We start from the raw sequence: 18692 nt of genomic DNA, 5'->3' as shown, positions 1-18692 counted from the left end.
CTATTTCTTCCAACAGCTCAATGAAGCCGATCACCCGTTCCTCAACGATAAGTACCGACAGCTGTCTTTACTGTTTTCATTTCATTTAGTCTGAGCCTCTTTAAGCCATTTTCTTCGAATTCAATACAGTCAACCTTTGCAGGAAGTTCAACATCCGATAATCGTTCTGCCAAACAAACCAAAAACTTTTTATCTGCGGCCAAGTTATATTTTCTTAGCCCCAAATAAATCACTTCCTTTACCTGTTGCTGATAAATTTAAACATAGAAAACAGCCGGATGAATTCACAATCCGGCTGTATGTGTTCACTTGTTATTTTACATTCAGCAAATCCAAACTTGCCAGTGACAGAACCATTTTGGCAATACGATTCAATTCTGCCAGTCTGTTTGTTCTCACACAATCATCTTCAACCATAACCATAGTATGATCAAAGTAATTTTCAATCATGGGTTTTAAGCTGACCAATGCCAGATAGTTTTCGACCATTGTATTTGTCGCGAAGTCTTCTTCTACTTTATTTACTGCTTTATGCAATGCTTTTTCTGATTCATTCTCAAAAAGCTGCTCATCCACTGTTATGCTTTCTTGTACAAGAAGCTCCTGACCTTTTCTGACTAGATTCAAAACACGTGTTAGAGCTTCCATTGAAGGACGAAAATCCGAATCAGCCAGATGCTCTCTAATAATCATGGCAGAAGCGAACAGCTTCATCAGATCTCTTTGTTCCGAAGAAATAACTGCATCAATAATATCATGCCGAATATCTTTGGTTAACAACAGCTGACGTAAACGAGCTTTGACAAAATCAATCACTTCATTCTGACCGCTCGCCAGCTGAATACCAAATCTCGTCATATCAGTATTAATCGTCTCATCAATTTCTTTCTGCAGCTCAATCAACGGAAATTGCCAGTTTCTATTTTCAACAATTCGGACAATTCCATAGGTTTGTCTGCGTAACGCATAAGGATCGTTTGACCCGCTTGGTATCATTCCTGCTGCGAAGAATGTCAGAACACTATCCAGTTTATCTGCAATGGCCAGAACAGCACCGACAGAAGATTCTGGAAGTTCTCCCTCACTTGATGTCGGCATATAATGTTCACGAATTGCATGAGCAACTTCTGCTCTTTCTCCTTGCAGCAAGGCATACTTTTCACCCATAATTCCTTGAAGCTCAGGGAACTCACCGACCATATTTGTTACCAAATCAAATTTATAAATTTGAGAAGCACGGTTTAAATCATCCAATTCAGTTTCAGAAAGTCCGACATTTTTTCCAATGATGCCGGCAATTACTGATACACGCTGCATTTTCTCATAAATTGATCCTATTTTTTCGTGGAACGTCACATGCTTCAGTTTATTCACGCAACCGTCAATAGACAATCTTTTGTCTTCATTATAAAAGAATTCCGCATCTTCCAATCTTGCAACCAGAACTTTTTCGTTCCCTCTTATCACATTTTCAAGGTGGACATTATTTCCGTTTCTGACAGCAATGAAATGCGGAAGCAGCATTCCGCGGTCATTTCGAATCTCAAAATAGCGCTGATGCTCTTTCATGGAAGTCACCAGAACTTCGTCAGGAACGGATAAATATTTTTCATCAAAATCCCCAACGAAAGCTGTAGGATATTCCACCAAATTGTTCACTTCTTCCAGCAAATCAGCATCCATAGTCAAAACCCACTGATTTTTTTCTGTCAGTTTTTCTGCTTGTGCTACAATCATTTCCTGTCTTTTCACAGGATCTGCAATAACAAACTGTTCCAGAAGCTTTTCTTCATACTCATCCGCATGAGACAAAGCTGTATCATCACCAAGAAAACGATGACCTCTTGAAACTCTTCCTGTTTCAACATCTAAAATGGAAAACGGAATGATTTCCTCATCCAGCAATGCCACTACCCAGTGAATAGGACGAATATATTCAAAATCATAATCCGCCCAGTGCATAGTTACCGGGAAAGTCAGACTCAAAATGACCTTTTTAAGGTCCTTCAAAACTTCTTTAGATTCCTTGCCATGAACATACTTTGTCACATAGACATATTCCACTCCATTCACTTCACGAAATGTAATTGCATCTGTTGACATGCCCTGACCGCGAACGAATCCTTCCGCCGCTTTTGACCAGTTCCCAGACTCATCCTGTGCAATCTTTCTGGCAGGTCCTTTTACTTCTTCCTGTGTATCCTCTTGTTTTTCGGGAATACCTGTTACATGAACCGCCAAACGTCTCGGAGTTGAAAAAGTCTGTACAGATTCATACCCAAGGTTATGCTCATCTAAAAACTTTACTATTTTTTCTTCCAGCTGTATACGGCTAGGCGTCACTACATGAGCCGGCATTTCTTCCAATCCGATTTCCAGTAATAAATTATTTGCCATCCTTATTCAGCTCCCTTCTCTGATCGTTCTTTATTCAGTAACGGATAACCCAGTTTCTTTCGTTCAGCAACAAAGATTTTTGCAACAGATTTTGCCATATTTCGAATTCGAGCCAAGTATCCGGCACGTTCGGTTACAGACACCGCTCCTCTGGCATCCAGTAAATTGAAAGTATGGCTGCATTTTAAAATATAGTCATAAGCTGGGTGCACCAGATTTTCATCAATACAGCGCTTCGCTTCTCTTTCAAATCTATCAAAGTTTTCCAAAAGCATGTCCTGATTGCTGATTTCAAATGAGTACTTAGAGTGTTCGTATTCAGGTTGTTTAAAGATTTCTCCATATTTGACACCCTCAGTCCACTGCAGATCATACACACTTTCAACTTCCTGAATGTAAGAAGCCAGACGCTCTAACCCATACGTAATCTCAGCAGTTACAGGTTGGCAAGGTAAGCCGCCTACTTGCTGGAAATAAGTAAACTGCGTGATTTCCATTCCGTTCAGCCAAACTTCCCAGCCCAAGCCGGCACAGCCCATAGACGGATTTTCCCAGTTATCCTCTACAAAACGAATATCATGTTCCAACGGTTCAATCCCCAACAGACGCAGACTTTCCAGATAAAGTTCCTGAATATTTTCCGGCGACGGCTTCATCACAACCTGAAACTGGTGGTGCTGGTACAAACGGTTTGGATTCTCGCCGTAACGCCCGTCAGCCGGTCGACGTGACGGCTCTACATAGGCTGCGTTCCACGGTTCCGGTCCGATCGCCCGCAAAAAAGTATAGGGACTCATCGTTCCTGCCCCTTTTTCCGTATCATACGCCTGCATCAGCATACAGCCATTTGATGACCAAAACTTCTGAAGCGTGAGAATCATGTCTTGTACCGTTAATTTTTGGTTATCCATTCTTTTTCCTCCTAAATATAATATAATCGTCTTCTCTCTATTGTTTTCAGGAATCATTCCATGAAAAAATCCCTATGCCTCCAGAGAGACATAGGGACGAAAAATATTCGCGGTTCCACCCTACTTCTGATTTCAATAACCAGCAGCTTCATTTCCTGTACTCAAAAGTGCCTTTCAAAAGGAATGACTTTCGGCTCACACTCTCCCGAAATCGCTGTCTGCTCAAAAACCTTTTTACTTCTCTTTTTCAACGTACTTATTTCATTACTCTTTATAATAAGGGGTTCGTTTTCAGTTGTCAAATCATTTTTTATTTTGGAAAAATTTTTCTCGAAAGGTATTTCACTCTAAAAATCAATATGCTCCTATTCAGTATTCAAACAGAAAGCCGACAAGCTGTTTGAATAAAATAAACCTCATCCTATTGCTCTGACTAAATTATAAATTACAATAAAAGATCGGCTATACATATACATGATGTTCAATGGTAAAAAAATTTTAACCTGTATGCTTCAATGACAAGAACGAACAGCCGTGAAATCGCCAATGCTTTTCCAAATAGAGGCGTTTGTATCGAAAAATCGAACAAGGTCCTTCAATTCTTAATGGCTCTGCTGTTTAGAAATTGATGAGATCGAAACGAAGTGTAGTGTAGTATAGTGTAGTGAGACTCGTAGATACAAAAATTTTCCATAGTAGAAAGTCAGTTATCAGAATGGTATGCAATATTCTGATAGAGGATAAATGGATCAAATTTTATATCCTTATTTATTAGGAGTTTGTTCCTACACTTCTTCGAATACTCGTCGCATGTCTTTTAATCGTATAAGACAGCCCCAATAAGTATTCCTTGAATAGGAGCTAGCTTATCTAGAGGTATTAGCAGAACTGTATGCGAACGATAATCTTTGAATGTGAAGCATTTCTCCTTAATTGGAGCTGCTGCTAATTTATATCGGCGCATATCCAGCAATCTCATATGTAATACTACTGGATATGCTGTATATTTCTTGGATTAGAAACCTAGCTTAGACTTAATTCGGTCGATATACTATGCTTGTTGAAAAAATCAGTTCCATCCCTAAAGCTCAATCTGTTTCACGTTCCTTTTTCAATGTATTTTCCCAGGTTTTCATCTGGTCAATAAATTTTTTACTCTTCAAATGTATCCCTACATATTCATCGTACAGCTCATCAATAATTTTTCTGATTTCAGCTTTTGTCTGAGTATTCAACTCGATTTTGTTAAGCTTCTCATAGGAAACTGCCGAAAACAGCCGGATAAAATGTATGGCTCTGGGGTTCCCACGATATCTCTGCGAATCCATCTGCCAGTGCTGCTCACATAGCACACCACTATATTTGGAAGAATAATCAAATTTTCCCTTTGTCTGACCGCAGACTCGACAGCTCTGCCAGTCAATGGAAATACCAAAGCGATGAAGAATTTGCAATTCATAAATATTAGTGATAATCTCAGGATCTTTTTCTTCATCAATAAGCTCAAGCGCCTGCAGCGTAAATGAGAACAATCCCGGATCATAGACACGATCTTCAACGGCTGTATCTGCCAGGTTAAGAATATAGGTAGCATAGGCATTGAGAAAAATATCCTGCTGAATCTTGAAAAATGGTTTAACCTCTTTACTGCCGTTAATGAATGACAAGCCTTCTGACCTGAAATCACCTATGTATACTGCCTGAGTAAATGGAAGAATAGCCGGAGTGATAGGATTGTTCTTGCGATGTGCCCCCTTAATAAAGAACATTTGTTTTCCAAAAGATTCAGTAAAAATTTTCACAAGTTTATCCTTTTCTTTATAGTCTCTTGTAAAAAGAATGAGTCCTTTGCTTTCTCCTAACGCCATAAACCAATCCCTCCTCTCATCGTTTCATTTTAGCAAAATCATTAAAAAAAGAACAGTTTATTAGTAGCAGCCAAAGGAATATACGATCAAAAGAAAAAAGAGAGGGAGCATACCAAAAGTTCCCAACTCTCTTCGTATCTACCCCCGAATAAGCGGCGGGATAAACACTTCATTTAAATTTTCGATAATCGTTTAGTAGTCATCCTTACGATAACCAAAGTCCTGCAGATAGATTTTTTTATCACGCCAGTCTTTCTGAACCTTAACCCACAGTTCCAGATACACTTTATCATCTAGCAGATGTTCAATATCTCTGCGGGCTTTTGTACCAATCTGCTTCAGCATTTTTCCGCCTTTTCCAATAATAATTCCTTTTTGACTGTCCCGTTCTACGATGACAGTGGCCTGAATATGGACTTTATCATTTTCGTCCCGCTTCATTGAATCCACAACAACTGCGACAGAGTGAGGAATTTCATCTCTGGTCAAAAGCAATACTTTTTCTCTGACAAGCTCTGAAACAATAAAGTATTCCGGGTGATCTGTTACCTGATCCTCTGGGAAATACTGCGGTCCTTCCGGCATTTTTGCAATTAATGTATCCATCATTCGCTCCACATTGTTTCCTTCTGTTGCCGAAATAGGAACAACTTCTGCAAATTCCATTTGATTGGAGTAGTCTTCAATGATTCCCAACAGCTCATCTGGATGAACCTTATCAATTTTATTAATAATTAAAAAGACCGGTGCCTGTTGATTTTTAAGACGCTCAATAATAAAGTCATCACCTTTGCCGCGTTTTTGATCGGCACTGATCATGAACAGCACTGCATCCACTTCCCTCAAAGCGCTGTAGGCAGTCTCCACCATAAAATCTCCTAATCGATGCTTGGGTTTGTGAATCCCTGGGGTATCAATAAATATCAGCTGTGCTTCCGGTACTGTATAAACTCCCTGAATTTTATTTCTGGTTGTTTGAGCCTTATCGCTCATAATAGCAATTTTCTGACCGACAATTCGATTTAACAATGTCGATTTCCCCACATTCGGTCTGCCTACAATAGCCACAAATCCTGATTTATGTGTTTCTGTCATGTATTTTCCCCTTGTCTTCTCTATTTTGATTTCATAGTCCCTACTATGATGATGTTTCAAGTGCAGAAAAAGTTAGTTACCTATATAATCTATTTGTATAATTACCAATCAATGTTTAAAGAAAATCCTTTAACAAACCCCAGAATTTCGGTAAAAAGATAATCAGTCCGACGAACATAGAGAAAAGTGCAGTAATCAGCACAGCGCCTGCTGCCATATCTTTAATTTTTTTCCCAATAGGATGAAAATGAAAATCTGTAACCATATCTACTACATTTTCAAATGCAGTATTGATAATTTCAACAACAAATACCAGAAAAATACTAAGAATCAGCCAAAGCCATTCTCCTGCAGATAACTTAAAAACGAAGCCGAAGATAACTGCTGCAATCGCCGCAAGCAGATGTGTCCGCATATTTCGTTCTTCTTTGAAAACCGTACGAATTCCCTGAAGTGCGAATTCTAGAGACGCAACAAAGTGTTTATTTTTTTCTGTCTGTTTATCTTTCAAGTCCATAGGCATTCAGTATCTCTTTCTGTAAGTCGAACATCTCTTTCTCATCTGCTTCATTCATATGATCATAGCCGTTTAAATGCAGAAATCCATGAACTGCCAAAAAACCAAGTTCTCTTTCAAAGGAGTGTCCATAATCTGCCGCCTGCTCCTCTGCACGTTCAATCGAAATCATAAGATCTCCAAGATTTCTTGGGAATAGGGCGCTTTCTTCCTCATCAAAGATTATCGGCATCTCACCAGCTCCTTCTTCTTCCAGTGCAAAGCTGATTACATCTGTCGCTGTATCTTTTCCACGATAATCTCTGTTGATTACACGAATCTCTTCATTATCCATAAAGGTCACAGATAATTCTGTATCTTCAGAAATTTCCAGAAAATCTGCTGCAAACTGCAGCAGATTTTCCACCTCCTCCACATGATCGGCGGAGACCTTCTCTGTTTTATCAATAAAAGTAATATCCATTAAACCTCTCTCTTTTCCTGTTCATCTTTCATTTTTTCAGCTTCAGATTTCATTTTAGGATATTTGATTCTGGAATGGAACGTACTGCAAAGACCGTTAATCAGCGATTTTTCCACTTTACGAATTTCCCGCATTGTCAATCCGCACTCATCAAGCTGACCATCAGAAATTCGTTCCTGAATAACAGAATGAACAAACTCTCTAATTTTTTCATTTGTCGGGTTGCTCATTGCCCGAACAGCCGCTTCACAAGTGTCTGCAATATTAACTATTCCTGCTTCTCTCGTTTGAGGCTTAGGACCCGGATATCGAAAATCGACTTCCAAAGTTTCTGGATTACGCTCCTTTTCTTTCATATAAAAGAACTTCATAAGTGTTGTTCCATGATGCTGACGACAAATGTCAATAACCATTTCAGGCATGTTATACTCTTCCAAAATCTTGGCTCCATCAATCACATGACCAAAAATAATTTGCTTACTGTCTTCCGGCAGAAGGAAATTATGCGGATTTTCAGCCCCGGCAGGCAGATTCTCAACAAAGAAATTCGCATGCTTCAGCTTTCCTATATCGTGATAATAACAGGCTACACGAGTCAATAAGGAACGTCCGCTGATTTCAGCCACTGCATTCGCACTCAAACTTGCTACCATCATACTGTGATGATAAGTTCCCGGAGCTTCTTCCAGCAGCCGTTTTAACAGAGGATGATTCGGATTACTCAATTCATTCAACACAATCATACTATCATCCGTGACAATCAATTCAATATATGGGTGCAGACCCATTGTCAATAAGAACGCAAGAACACTTCCTGCCAGAGCAGAAATCAGCATTGTCCATGTTTTTCCATCCAACAAACCCATCCCCTGATAAATAGCCAGAATAAAGTTCATAAAGATCGGCATTAAAATGACCCAGACAGCAGCACTCCACCCTTGTTGACTAATACGTGTTCGATTGACTACAGCTGCCAGTGACCCGGCAAATAGATAGGTTACCAAAATAATAGTTAATGTGTTGGTACCTATAGAATCATAAAATACAAAGAGTGCAAACAGCACCTGAAAGACTGCTGACAAAATTCCCGCACGGCGATTTACAAAAAAGCTGAGTACCAGCGGAACAAATGCAGCAGGGAAAAATAATGGAATATAAAGCAGCTGTTCACTTTGGAAAAGCTGGAAAAACTTCATCAATAGAATACTGATGGACATGGCACTCACATAAAAAAGAATAAAGGAGCGCCTGCTTTCTTCCTTGCTTATCTGCTTTGAGAAAAAGATCAGTACAATCACTTGGAATAAAATTGTCAAGGTAAGTGCTACGATCGGAAAAACCGAAGGATTTTGGTTTGTCATTCCCAGCAGTTTCAGTTTTTCTATAGCTTTTGCATCAATTTGAGTTCCTTCACGAACAATAATTTCACCCTGATAGATCATTACCGGCTGTACAGCATTACGAGCTGCCTGTCTTAACTCATCAGTTTTCTTTTCATTTGGAAAATCATTTGCAACAATCCCTGCATTTACCACATAGCGAATCTCCTGCTGCATCATTGAGGATACATCAAGAAACTGAATTTTGTTAATGGCTTTTTGTCGTATCTCAGAAAGTTCATTTTCACGAACATGATTCTGCATTGTCTCATCAATAATTTTCAAACTTTCTGTTTTTACCACATCGATTTGTTCACCGGTCAGATTAAAAATATTTTGATAAAAAACACTTGGAAATGATTGGTACAGTGTCACTTCATCCTGATTCAGCTTTTCAAATTCTGATTTTAACGCAGCTACACGTTCTTCATTCGTCGGCTGAGGAATGGTTTCATCCTTTTTAGCTTCTGATTTCTCTGTTTCATAAGCTTTATCTATTTTTTCGTTTGCCGTATAAATCAATGCAAAAAGCTTTTCTATCCGTTCATACTGAATATCAGCTGTATCCTCTTGAAAAATATATTCAGGAGTGACTGCTTCTGCAGCCAGTTTCTTTTTTTGTTCCGTTTCATATGTATTTTCAATATTCTTATTCGCACGAATCGTTGTATCTGCAAGTTGTCCCTCTTTAATAGCTATCTTCTTCTCGTAAACACTTCCAAACACAACACCAAATATCAAAATTGAAAAAACAACGAGTAAGGTGGGAATAAATGTCTTACCCAGCTTATCACGTACTTTAAGCAGCCATTGCTTCAAAAGAAAATCGCTCCTTCCTTTAAAAATTTTTAAGAGTTATTTTTCTCTTCATCATATGCGCGAATAATCTCTGCCACGATTGGATGTCTTACTACATCCCCTGTCTCAAAATGAACAAACGAGATTTTATTAATCGTTCTCAATGTCCGCTCTGCATGAACAAGTCCGCTAACAACACCTCGGGGCAAATCGATTTGGCTGGTATCCCCATTAACAATCATTTTTGATTGAAAGCCCAGACGTGTCAAAAACATTTTCATTTGAGCAACAGTCGTATTCTGTGCTTCATCCAATATGACAAATGCATCATCTAACGTCCGCCCTCTCATATAGGCTAGCGGTGCAATCTCAATCACATTTCGCTCCATCAGGCGATTCGTATGTTCCACACCGAAAATTTGATACAGCGCATCATAAACAGGTCGAAGATACGGATCGACTTTTTCCTTCAAATCACCTGGAAGAAAGCCAAGATTTTCTCCTGCTTCGACAGCCGGACGAGTTAAAATAATCTTCTGAACCTGCCCTTTTTTTAAAGCAGCTACAGCCATCACCACAGCTAAGTATGTTTTCCCGGTTCCAGCCGGACCTATTCCAAATACAACATCATGATTTTTGATGGCATCTATATATTTCTTCTGTCCAGAGCTTTTGGGACGGATTGATTTTCCGTAATGATCTTTTAGGATTTCTTCTTCGTACATTGCTATGAATGCATCAAGCTGCTGATTCTTAGCCATTTTTAACGCAGTCACTACATCAGGAGTGCCTATTTTGATTCCCCGACTAATCAGTGTCTGAAGTGAACGAAAAACAGAGCCTACAATCTGAACATTTTCTTCCTGTCCTATAATTTGGATAACTTCTCCCCTGGTATTGATGATTACGGCACCATTCTCTTCTAAAAATTTTAAGTGTTTGTCATGTGTGCCAAACAGCATGCTCGCATCATCAGTATCTGTCAATTTAATTTCTATAGAAATTTCACGATTTCCATTTTCTGTCAAAAAAAGTCCAGCTCCTTTTATTTACATTCCTAGTAATGATACCATATTCTTCTTCCATAAAAAAGAAGCAGTCATTGTTGATTAAAAAAACTGTCATTCTCTTCTAAGATAGTCAAAAGACATTAGGTCAACAACCATGATAAATAGAATGTTCTTTTAAACATTTAACAGCAAAATAATAAGATTAAATTATTAAGCTCTGCAGAAAAACCAAATGAATGCTCTCAATTTACTATCTGACACTCCGATCATATCAGCTGAAAGAAACAGTGAGCAAGTCCTGCATTTTTTATAAAAATAGAAAAAACAGCTGGAAACGAAAGCTCCCAACTGCTTTTCTGCTTAATTCTTTTGTAATAGCTCTTTGACCATTGCATTTACTGAGTTACCATCTGCTTTGCCTTTTATCTGCGGCATCACTGCACCCATCACTTTCCCAAACTCTGCTTGAGAAGTCGCTTCGGTTTTTTCAATGGCTGCTGTCACAATCTTCCGAAGATCCTCTTCAGAAAGCTGTTCCGGCATATATTTCTCAACAATTGCAATTTCAATTTTTGCTTTCTCGACTAGATCTTCACGTCCCGCTTTTTCAAACTCCATTAAAAGAATCTTTTCTCTGCTTCATCTCACGAGATAAAACAGTTAATTCTTCGTCTCCGTTCAAATCACGGCCTACGTTGATCTGCTCATTTTGAATGCCGGTCTTCAACAAGCGCAGAACAGCTAAAGAATTTTTGTCCTTCGCTTTCATTGCTGTTTTAATATCGTCATTCAAAGTTGTCAATAATGACATGCAACCAGCTCCACTTCATCAGAAACTAGAATTTTTTGCGTTTTCTAGCAGCTTCTGATTTTTTCTTGCGTTTTACGCTTGGTTTTTCGTAGAATTCACGTTTACGAGACTCTTGCAGAGTACCCGCTTTTGAAACGGAACGTTTGAAGCGACGAAGAGCGTCATCAAGAGATTCGTTTTTACGAACGACAGTTTTTGACATTGTAATTCCCTCCCTCCGGGCTTAAAAAGTAACCGTTTTTCTTATTTATAAAGTAAATTCATAAATAGAATACTGTCCTTTTTACATTATAGCTAATGCACATTTTATCGTCAACCTCTGTAATGAAAAATTGACGAAAATATTTTATTTATTCAAAATTCTAACCTGTTTTTTCTGAAAATCATTGACAGTTTTCACATCTTCCAAGAATTTCAAATCGATGTCCTTCTATACTGCAGCCATTCAGCTGCTCTTCAAAGTACTGCATCGGACACATATGAATTTCCTTTGTTTTTCCGCAAACCACACAGATAAAATGGTGATGATGCTCAAGTTCATGGCTGCAGTGAAACCGATATTTCTTTTCTCCATTTAGATCGGTTGTTTCAAGCAGCTCCATCTCTTCAAAATCATGCAGATTCCGATAAATCGTGTCGTAGCTCACGCCCTTATACTCCCCATTCATGAACTCATAGACTTCCTTTGCAGATATGTATCGATTCCTTTTTATCAGATATGTAATAATGGCTTCTCTTTTTTTTGTATATTTCAGACCATGCTCCTTCATAGTTTCAAGCGACTGTTCTACCTTTGATTTAACTTGGCTCATACTTTTGCTCCTTCTAAATCGAAATTATTACGAACTATCTCCTAAGTTGTATGGTATAATAATCTCAGAAAAAAATCAAGAAAGGTTGTTTTTATGGAAAATACTGAAAAGAAAACAGTTACTATTTTTGTTATTTCTGATTCAGCAGGTGAGACTGCTTCAAAACAAGCTGCTGCCATCATGGCTCAGTTCCCAACTGTGGATTTTTCTTTGTACAGAAGAACTTTTGTCAAAGAAAAGGATAAGCTTGAACAGGCACTTGAAGAAGCTAAAAATGAAAATGCAATGATCCTGTACACAATTATTAGTAAGGAGCTTGTAAAAACAGCAACAGATTTCTTTGAAAAAAATGCACTTTATCATTTTGACATTCTAACCTCTCCTATTGAAGAGATTGAACGCTTTACGGGGATCTCCAGAAGCGGTGAAGCAGGTGCTCTGCACCACTTAAATGAAAATTATTTTAATCGGATTGAAGCAATGGAATTTGCGGTTAAATACGATGATGGTAAAGATCCTCGTGGGTTTCTTGAAGCAGATGTTTTACTGCTGGGTGTTTCAAGAACATCAAAAACTCCATTAAGTCTATTTTTAGCGAATAAAAACTTGAAGGTTGCTAATCTTCCGTTAATCCCAGAAGCACATCTGCCAAAAGAATTATGGGAAATGGACCCGAAAAAAATTGTAGGGCTTACAAATGATCCAGAGATCTTGAACGGCATCCGGAAAGAGCGAATGAGAGCTTATGGTTTGCCCGCAGATACTTCCTATTCAGATATTGAAAAAATCCGGAAAGAACTAACTTATGCTGCGGATCTTTACAAAAAACTTGACTGCGTAACAATTAATGTAGCCTCTCTTTCAATTGAAGAGACTGCTGCAATGATTTTAAATGCTTTGCATTTGGAAGATCACAGCTACTATTCCGCAGAAGAATAAAAATTATGGTTGTATGATATTTCGTGCTGGTAGAGAATTCCTTGAGAATCTCTACCAGCACTTTTTTGGGAAAGGAGTGCTTCATTCCATGAAAAATCAACTTTTTATGTACATGCTCATTGGCTATATTTCAGGGTTCTCAAGAAATAAAGCAAGCCAGTTTGACATTCGGCATAACTAACTTTTCCAAATTAGTGGCGTTTTTTCCCTTTCCACTATTATTGTACTATAATTTCTCGCATTCATCCTTCAGGCTGAATGAGCTTGCGAATTCATGTTTATTCGACGTAAAGTAAAAATTATTCGTCCACTTGAACACAAAAAGACTGAGAATGAAGTCGTCTCAAAAAGTTAAATCAAACCTGTACCTTTTCGAAACCGACTTGTCATTCCAGTCTTTTTTACTAATCTAGAATACCTGGACACCTTCCTGATCAACCGACAACAGATGAATGGAAGCCTCCATTGTTAATTTTTCAAGTTCTTTAATCATCTGGTCTGTCTTATCTTCTGGAGATAGAACTAGAACTGTCGGTCCTGCTCCACTTAGAAAGGCACCATAAACACCTACTTGATGAGCCAGAGTGCGTATTTCAGTTAAATGAGGAACTAGATGCTTTCTATGAGATTCATGCCAGCGATCCTTTTCCATCATGACACCGGCTAGCGGCAGATTACCATTCAAAATAGCGGCAATCATCACATTTGCAATGGAGCTGGCCTGGACTGCTGCCTGATAAGACATTGTTTGAGGAAGTACCTCGCGGCTTTCTTTTGTCAGCAGCTCACGATCGGGAACATAAGCAATCACATCACACATCGGAAAATGATGTTTAACATAACGCACTTCCCCATCTACATAGCTGGCTACTACAAAATCACCACATATAGCCGGAGCTACATTATCAGGGTGGCCTTCTATCTCTGTCGCAATCTGGACCTTATCTTTTTGCGACAAATGCATGCCGCCTAAACGATTCGCCAGTTCAATGCCGGCAACAATTACACTGGAGCTGCTGCCCAATCCTCTTGCTAATGGAATATCCGATGTCATCTTCAACCGCTTTGGTGATAATTTAGGATTCACCTTTAATGCTGTTTGAATCAGCAAATTTTTTTTATCCCTGGGGATTTCCTCACCAAGCGAGTGCTCAATCTCCCACTCTTCTGTATCTTTCACAATTTCAACACTCAAGAACTGAGACAGCGCAATGCCGCAGGAGTCAAAACCAGGTCCTAAATTGGCACTGGTCGCCGGAACTCTTATCTTCATAAACTAGCCACTCCATCACGTAAATGAAGACGCATTTCTTCGAGATCACTCATTTTTGAGATCGATACATCTACTGCATTCAGTGCAGTATCCGGATCTTTCAAGCCGTTTCCGGTAAAGACAGCTACAACCGTTTCACCTTGTTTTATTTTTCCGGATTGAACATGCTGAATAACTCCCGCCAAAGATGCTGCTGAACCTGGTTCGATAAATACACCGTCCTGTGCAGCTACTTTGCGATAGGCATTTAAAATTTCTTCATCTGTCACACTGTCAATGTATCCTTTTGATTCATCTCTCGCTGCTTCAGCCAGTTTCCAGCTGGCTGGATTGCCGATACGGATCGCTGTTGCCACTGTTTCAGGCTGTTCGATGACTTCTCCTTTTACGATTGCCGCAGCTCCTTCTGCTTCAAAGCCGTGCATCCTTGGAAAAAGAGTTCCTTTCACATCATGCCATTCTTTAAACCCTTTCCAGTAAGCAGAAATATTACCGGCATTCCCAACAGGAATTGCAAGTACATCCGGAGATTTGCCCAACTGTTCGCAAACTTCAAACGCTGCTGTTTTCTGCCCTTCAAGACGATAAGGATTCACTGAATTGACTAATGCCACTGCTTCTGTTTGTGCAATATCTCTAACAGCCTTCAGCGCTTCGTCAAAGTTACCCGGAATAGAAATAATATCGGCACCGTAAATGATCGCCTGAGCCAGTTTTCCCATCGCAATCTTCCCATCAGGAATAATAACATAGGCTTTGATTCCGGCACGTGTCGCATAAGCTGCCGCTGCTGCACTGGTATTTCCTGTTGATGCACAGATAATAGCTTTCGCTCCGTCTTCAACAGCCTTTGCTACAGCCATAACCATACCGCGGTCCTTAAATGAACCAGTAGGATTTAATCCTTCATATTTTCCGTAAAGAGTAATTCCAAGCTCTTTTGATAAATTATTTAATGGAATTAAAGGCGTATTGCCTTCTGCCAGAGAAATCATCGGTGTTTTCTCAGTAATCGGTAAGTACTCTTTATATTGTTTTAGTAATCCTTCGTACATTGTATCATCCCTCCAAAACTTTCAACGTATTCAACAGCTCGAAATCTGAAACAGCTTCTATTTGATCTGTTACTTTCAGCATCTGTTCTTTCGTAATCGTATGTGTAATCAACACGACCTTGGCGCGAGTCCCATCAGATTTCTGTTGAAGCATCTGATCCAGACTTACGTTTGCTTCAGCCATCAGCTTGGTTAGAAGCAAAATTTGTCCCGACTTGTCAGGAACTTCGATTGAGAAGTAATATTTCCCAAAAATTCCGTCATTGTCTGTTAATTTTGTCTCATGCTGATATTCATTAAACATATGACCCGTTGTCCCCAGATTCATATTTTTTGCAATTGTAATGATATCGCTGACAACACTTGTTGCAGTTGGTTTTGCTCCTGCTCCCGGTCCGTAATACATAGATTCTCCTACACCGGCACTGTTAATAAATACCGCATTAAATTCATTCCGTACAGAAGCCAAAGGATGTGATTTAGCTACCAGCATTGGGCCCACTTCAACAGCAATCCCGCCATTGCTTTTTTCAGAAGAACCGATCAGCTTAATTTCATACCCTAAATGAGACGCTATTGACACATCATCGGAAGTAATTCCTCTAATCCCTTTTTTGTCAACCTGATCCAGTGCAATGTTCATTCCAAACGCAAATTGGCTGAGAATGACCATTTTGTATGCTGCATCAATCCCGTCTACATCATTTGTCGGATCAGATTCAGCGAAACCTAAATCCTGTGCTTCTTTCAACGCTTGCTCGTAGGATTTCTTTTCCGACAGCATCTTTGTCAGCATATAGTTGGTTGTCCCGTTCACAATCCCAAGAACCTTCTGAATATCATCAGCTGCAAGACTATTTGCTATTGTTCGCAGAATGGGTATCCCCCCGGCAACACTGGCTTCATAATACAAATCACAATGATTTTCCTGTGCCAACGCCACAAGCTCACTGCCATGTTGAGCCAACAAGTCTTTATTTGCCGTAACGACATGCTTGCCATTCTTAAGCGCTCTTGTAATAAAAGTTTTAGCCGGTTCTACTTTTCCAATCAGTTCCACAACAATGCTGATTTCCGTGTCATTGATGATTTCCTCAACATCCGTAGTCAGATCAATATCAAATCGTTCAGACTGATATTGTTTTTCCTTTTCATCACGAACAAGTGCTTTGCTGATAACTACTTCCATCCCTGTCACCTGAGAAATCTTCTCACGATGCTCCTGAAGGATTGTTGGAACACCGGAACCTACTGTTCCCAGTCCCAGTAAACCGATTTTCAACTTTTCTTTCATAATTTTATTTCCCCCAACTAATTAATGTGTATATGGATAGTGAAAAATGAAACAGGCTGTTCAATCTGCAAACCAGGCATCTTCTTCTTTCCAATTATAAACAGACCTGATTTTCAATAGAACCTGCTGTCCTTTTAACGATATTTAAAATGAGAAATATTTCATTTTTTTCTCATAAAATATGTATCTAGTATACCTAACCGATAAATAAAAAACTAGCCTTTTCTCCTAATTTCTCACTAAATTAAAAGAAAAAACCAGCTTAAACTGATTACTTGAGAACACTAAAAAGTTTGTGACAGAATTTTATTTATCTTGGGCTGCCAGTTCTATTAGCGTTTCGACCAAATTAAAAATAAGTTATGTTTCTAGTCCATGAAACATGCAGTCAGAACGAGAGCCACTCGGCAAAGAACACCAATTTCAACCCTCCTTTTTTACTTCCTTCCAGAGGATGAATTATGGTATATGTGTAGGACAATCAAATGAATTAGCAATAATTCATTCCTATGTTAAAAGCTTACTCCTACGCTTCTTTGAATACTCGTCGCAGGTCTTAATAGTTGTGCTGTATGCGAAACAACGCTCTGATGAATGGGTAGACATTCAAACTTGAATAGACAATAAACAACTGTATAGGCAGAAGTCCAGCTTCTAGCACCAAACAGATATCATCATCCTCTATTCTGACAAATCAATCATAGTGATTTACTACACAGTTTATTCTATATTAAAACAAATCGTTCCCACTCCAATGCTGTTATAAAAGATCTGTAACCCTTGGTATAACAGCACTTTTAGGGGTTGTTTTTATTTCTGGAGACATTTTTGGAGACAATGCCTTTTATTGCTTGATTGCCATTGAAATAGAAAAATTTCTGCTGGGCTGTTTTTATGGCAATTCTTCCCGTCATATCAAGTGCAAGCTCCTTATCGGCTCCTGCCCACATATGAGCATAGTGTTTTAAGGTAATATCTGGTGAAGAGTGCCCTAGCCGTTTTGAAATGACCAATACATTAGCATTTAGCTCATTGATTAAGTAACTAGCATGAGAATGGCGTAGCCCTTTAGCCTGAATCTCTGGCACACCAGCTTCTTTAGCGTATTTCTTAATGTTTCTTGAAAGGGTTGATTTCATCATAGAAGCACCATCATAGCTGAAGATGAAATCTGTCGTAATACCTATATCAAGCTGTCGTTTTTTTCAGACTTTTAAGATTTCAATTGTGTCATCATCTAGCGTGATAATACGACTTCCAGCTTCAGTTTTAGTGTAGTTTTGGCGATGCCAATTCGTTTTTGATTTAAGCTTCAACATATGGCTAACTCGCAGTTCCCTTTTTGAAAAATTAACGTCTTTCCACCATAGAGCACAGCCTTCATTCACTCGAACACCTGTATTAAAATAGACCCATAACATCACAAAGATAAGGTGGTCGTAGAAATCCTCTATATAGATAGTCGTAATGACTTTTTCAAAGTCGTTCTTTGTCCAATATTCTACATGAGCTCTACCTTTTGGAATAGCTTTCACTTTACTTGCAACGTTTACATTCAAATACTGTAAATTTACAGCAAATTCTCATGTTTTCTTGAATGTTCCATAAGATAAGCTTGCGTATGCTTGTGAGTAGTTAGCGCCTTTTTTAGAAAGAAGCCATGTTCTAAAGTTTTGAGCATCCTGAACGGTCAAGTCACGAAGTTTCTTCTTTCCAAAACGTCTTACAAGCACATCTAACATAGGTTTTCGGGATTCAAAGGTACTCTCTTGAACATCTGATTCATAAAAAGGGATGTAATCCTGCTTCATGAACTGTCCATAAGTAATGTTGTGGTTTGAGAAGCCATTATTTTGCAAATAAAGGTTCATAAATCTAGTTGCCTCAGTATAAGCTTCTTTAGCTGTTTCAAACTTCCTGCCGTTTTCAAAGCTTTGAGACTTCGCTTTAACTCGTTTACCCGTAATTCTATCAATTCCCAAACTAATCTCATAATAAAATTGTCCTTGGGTATTAACATATACCCCTTTGAAATTTGTTTTTGCCATATCTAAATCATCCTCCGATTTA

15 protein-coding genes and 2 pseudogenes are annotated in these 18692 nt (G+C 38.8%); 1 reads left to right on the top strand and 16 read right to left on the bottom strand.

Annotated elements, in window-relative coordinates:
- Positions 1–41: 41 nt before the first annotated feature.
- The 12 genes and pseudogenes from IW492_RS04560 to IW492_RS04505 form a co-directional block, all read right to left on the bottom strand.
- Complete coding sequence (locus tag IW492_RS04560; RefSeq protein WP_202065820.1) at positions 42–224, bottom strand: hypothetical protein; 183 nt, start codon at positions 222–224, stop codon at positions 42–44.
- 88 nt (positions 225–312) lie between these two features.
- Positions 313–2397: a glycine--tRNA ligase subunit beta gene (gene glyS / locus IW492_RS04555; protein WP_202065819.1), complete on the bottom strand. Its 2085-nt coding sequence runs from the start codon at positions 2395–2397 to the stop codon at positions 313–315.
- 2 nt (positions 2398–2399) lie between these two features.
- Complete coding sequence (gene glyQ / locus IW492_RS04550) at positions 2400–3308, bottom strand: glycine--tRNA ligase subunit alpha (RefSeq protein ID WP_202065818.1); 909 nt, start codon at positions 3306–3308, stop codon at positions 2400–2402.
- Positions 3309–4396: 1088 nt separating this feature from the next.
- Positions 4397–5176 (bottom strand): DNA repair protein RecO, encoded by a 780-nt coding sequence (recO, locus tag IW492_RS04545; RefSeq protein WP_202065817.1) that lies wholly within the window; start codon positions 5174–5176, stop codon positions 4397–4399.
- 192 nt (positions 5177–5368) lie between these two features.
- Positions 5369–6271 carry a GTPase Era gene (era, locus tag IW492_RS04540; RefSeq protein WP_202065816.1) on the bottom strand — a complete coding sequence of 301 codons (903 nt, stop codon included), beginning with the start codon at positions 6269–6271 and terminating at the stop codon, positions 5369–5371.
- A 115-nt stretch (positions 6272–6386) separates the two neighbouring features.
- A complete protein-coding gene (locus IW492_RS04535) occupies positions 6387–6788 on the bottom strand; it encodes a diacylglycerol kinase family protein (RefSeq protein WP_202066202.1) in 402 nt (133 codons plus the stop codon).
- Positions 6772–7251, bottom strand: a complete 480-nt coding sequence (gene ybeY / locus IW492_RS04530; RefSeq protein WP_202065814.1) for an rRNA maturation RNase YbeY — start codon at positions 7249–7251, stop codon at positions 6772–6774. Before ybeY ends, IW492_RS04535 begins: the two co-directional genes overlap by 17 nt.
- Positions 7251–9449, bottom strand: a complete 2199-nt coding sequence (locus IW492_RS04525) for an HD family phosphohydrolase (RefSeq protein WP_202065812.1) — start codon at positions 9447–9449, stop codon at positions 7251–7253. Before IW492_RS04525 ends, ybeY begins: the two co-directional genes overlap by 1 nt.
- A 29-nt stretch (positions 9450–9478) precedes the next feature.
- Positions 9479–10390, bottom strand: coding sequence for a PhoH family protein (locus IW492_RS04520; protein ID WP_202066200.1), 912 nt, complete (start codon positions 10388–10390; stop codon positions 9479–9481).
- A gap of 408 nt (positions 10391–10798) precedes the next feature.
- Positions 10799–11249 (bottom strand): annotated as a pseudogene (locus IW492_RS04515) (GatB/YqeY domain-containing protein).
- Between the two features lie 25 nt (positions 11250–11274).
- Positions 11275–11451: a 30S ribosomal protein S21 gene (gene rpsU, locus IW492_RS04510; RefSeq protein ID WP_002356740.1), complete on the bottom strand. Its 177-nt coding sequence runs from the start codon at positions 11449–11451 to the stop codon at positions 11275–11277.
- 181 nt (positions 11452–11632) lie between these two features.
- Complete coding sequence (locus IW492_RS04505) at positions 11633–12061, bottom strand: Fur family transcriptional regulator (protein ID WP_202065810.1); 429 nt, start codon at positions 12059–12061, stop codon at positions 11633–11635.
- 93 nt (positions 12062–12154) lie between these two features.
- On the opposite strand from IW492_RS04505, the gene IW492_RS04500 reads away from it, so the two are divergent.
- Positions 12155–13000, top strand: a complete 846-nt coding sequence (locus IW492_RS04500) for a pyruvate, water dikinase regulatory protein (RefSeq protein WP_202065808.1) — start codon at positions 12155–12157, stop codon at positions 12998–13000.
- Positions 13001–13409: 409 nt separating this feature from the next.
- Here IW492_RS04500 and thrB read toward each other — a convergent pair whose 3' ends face one another.
- From thrB to IW492_RS04480, 4 genes and pseudogenes are all read right to left on the bottom strand, one after another.
- Positions 13410–14273: a homoserine kinase gene (thrB, locus tag IW492_RS04495; protein ID WP_202065806.1), complete on the bottom strand. Its 864-nt coding sequence runs from the start codon at positions 14271–14273 to the stop codon at positions 13410–13412.
- Positions 14270–15328: a threonine synthase gene (gene thrC / locus IW492_RS04490; protein WP_202065804.1), complete on the bottom strand. Its 1059-nt coding sequence runs from the start codon at positions 15326–15328 to the stop codon at positions 14270–14272. The genes thrB and thrC overlap by 4 nt, the downstream gene beginning before the upstream one ends.
- A gap of 4 nt (positions 15329–15332) precedes the next feature.
- A complete protein-coding gene (locus IW492_RS04485) occupies positions 15333–16622 on the bottom strand; it encodes a homoserine dehydrogenase (protein WP_202065802.1) in 1290 nt (429 codons plus the stop codon).
- A gap of 760 nt (positions 16623–17382) precedes the next feature.
- Positions 17383–18670 (bottom strand): annotated as a pseudogene (locus IW492_RS04480) (tyrosine-type recombinase/integrase).
- Positions 18671–18692 lie beyond the last annotated feature (22 nt).

Origin of the sequence: Enterococcus sp. BWB1-3, from assembly GCF_016745275.1 — a bacterium.
Lineage (GTDB): Bacteria > Bacillota > Bacilli > Lactobacillales > Enterococcaceae > Enterococcus_L.
This window is presented reverse-complemented; position numbering and strand designations above follow the sequence as displayed.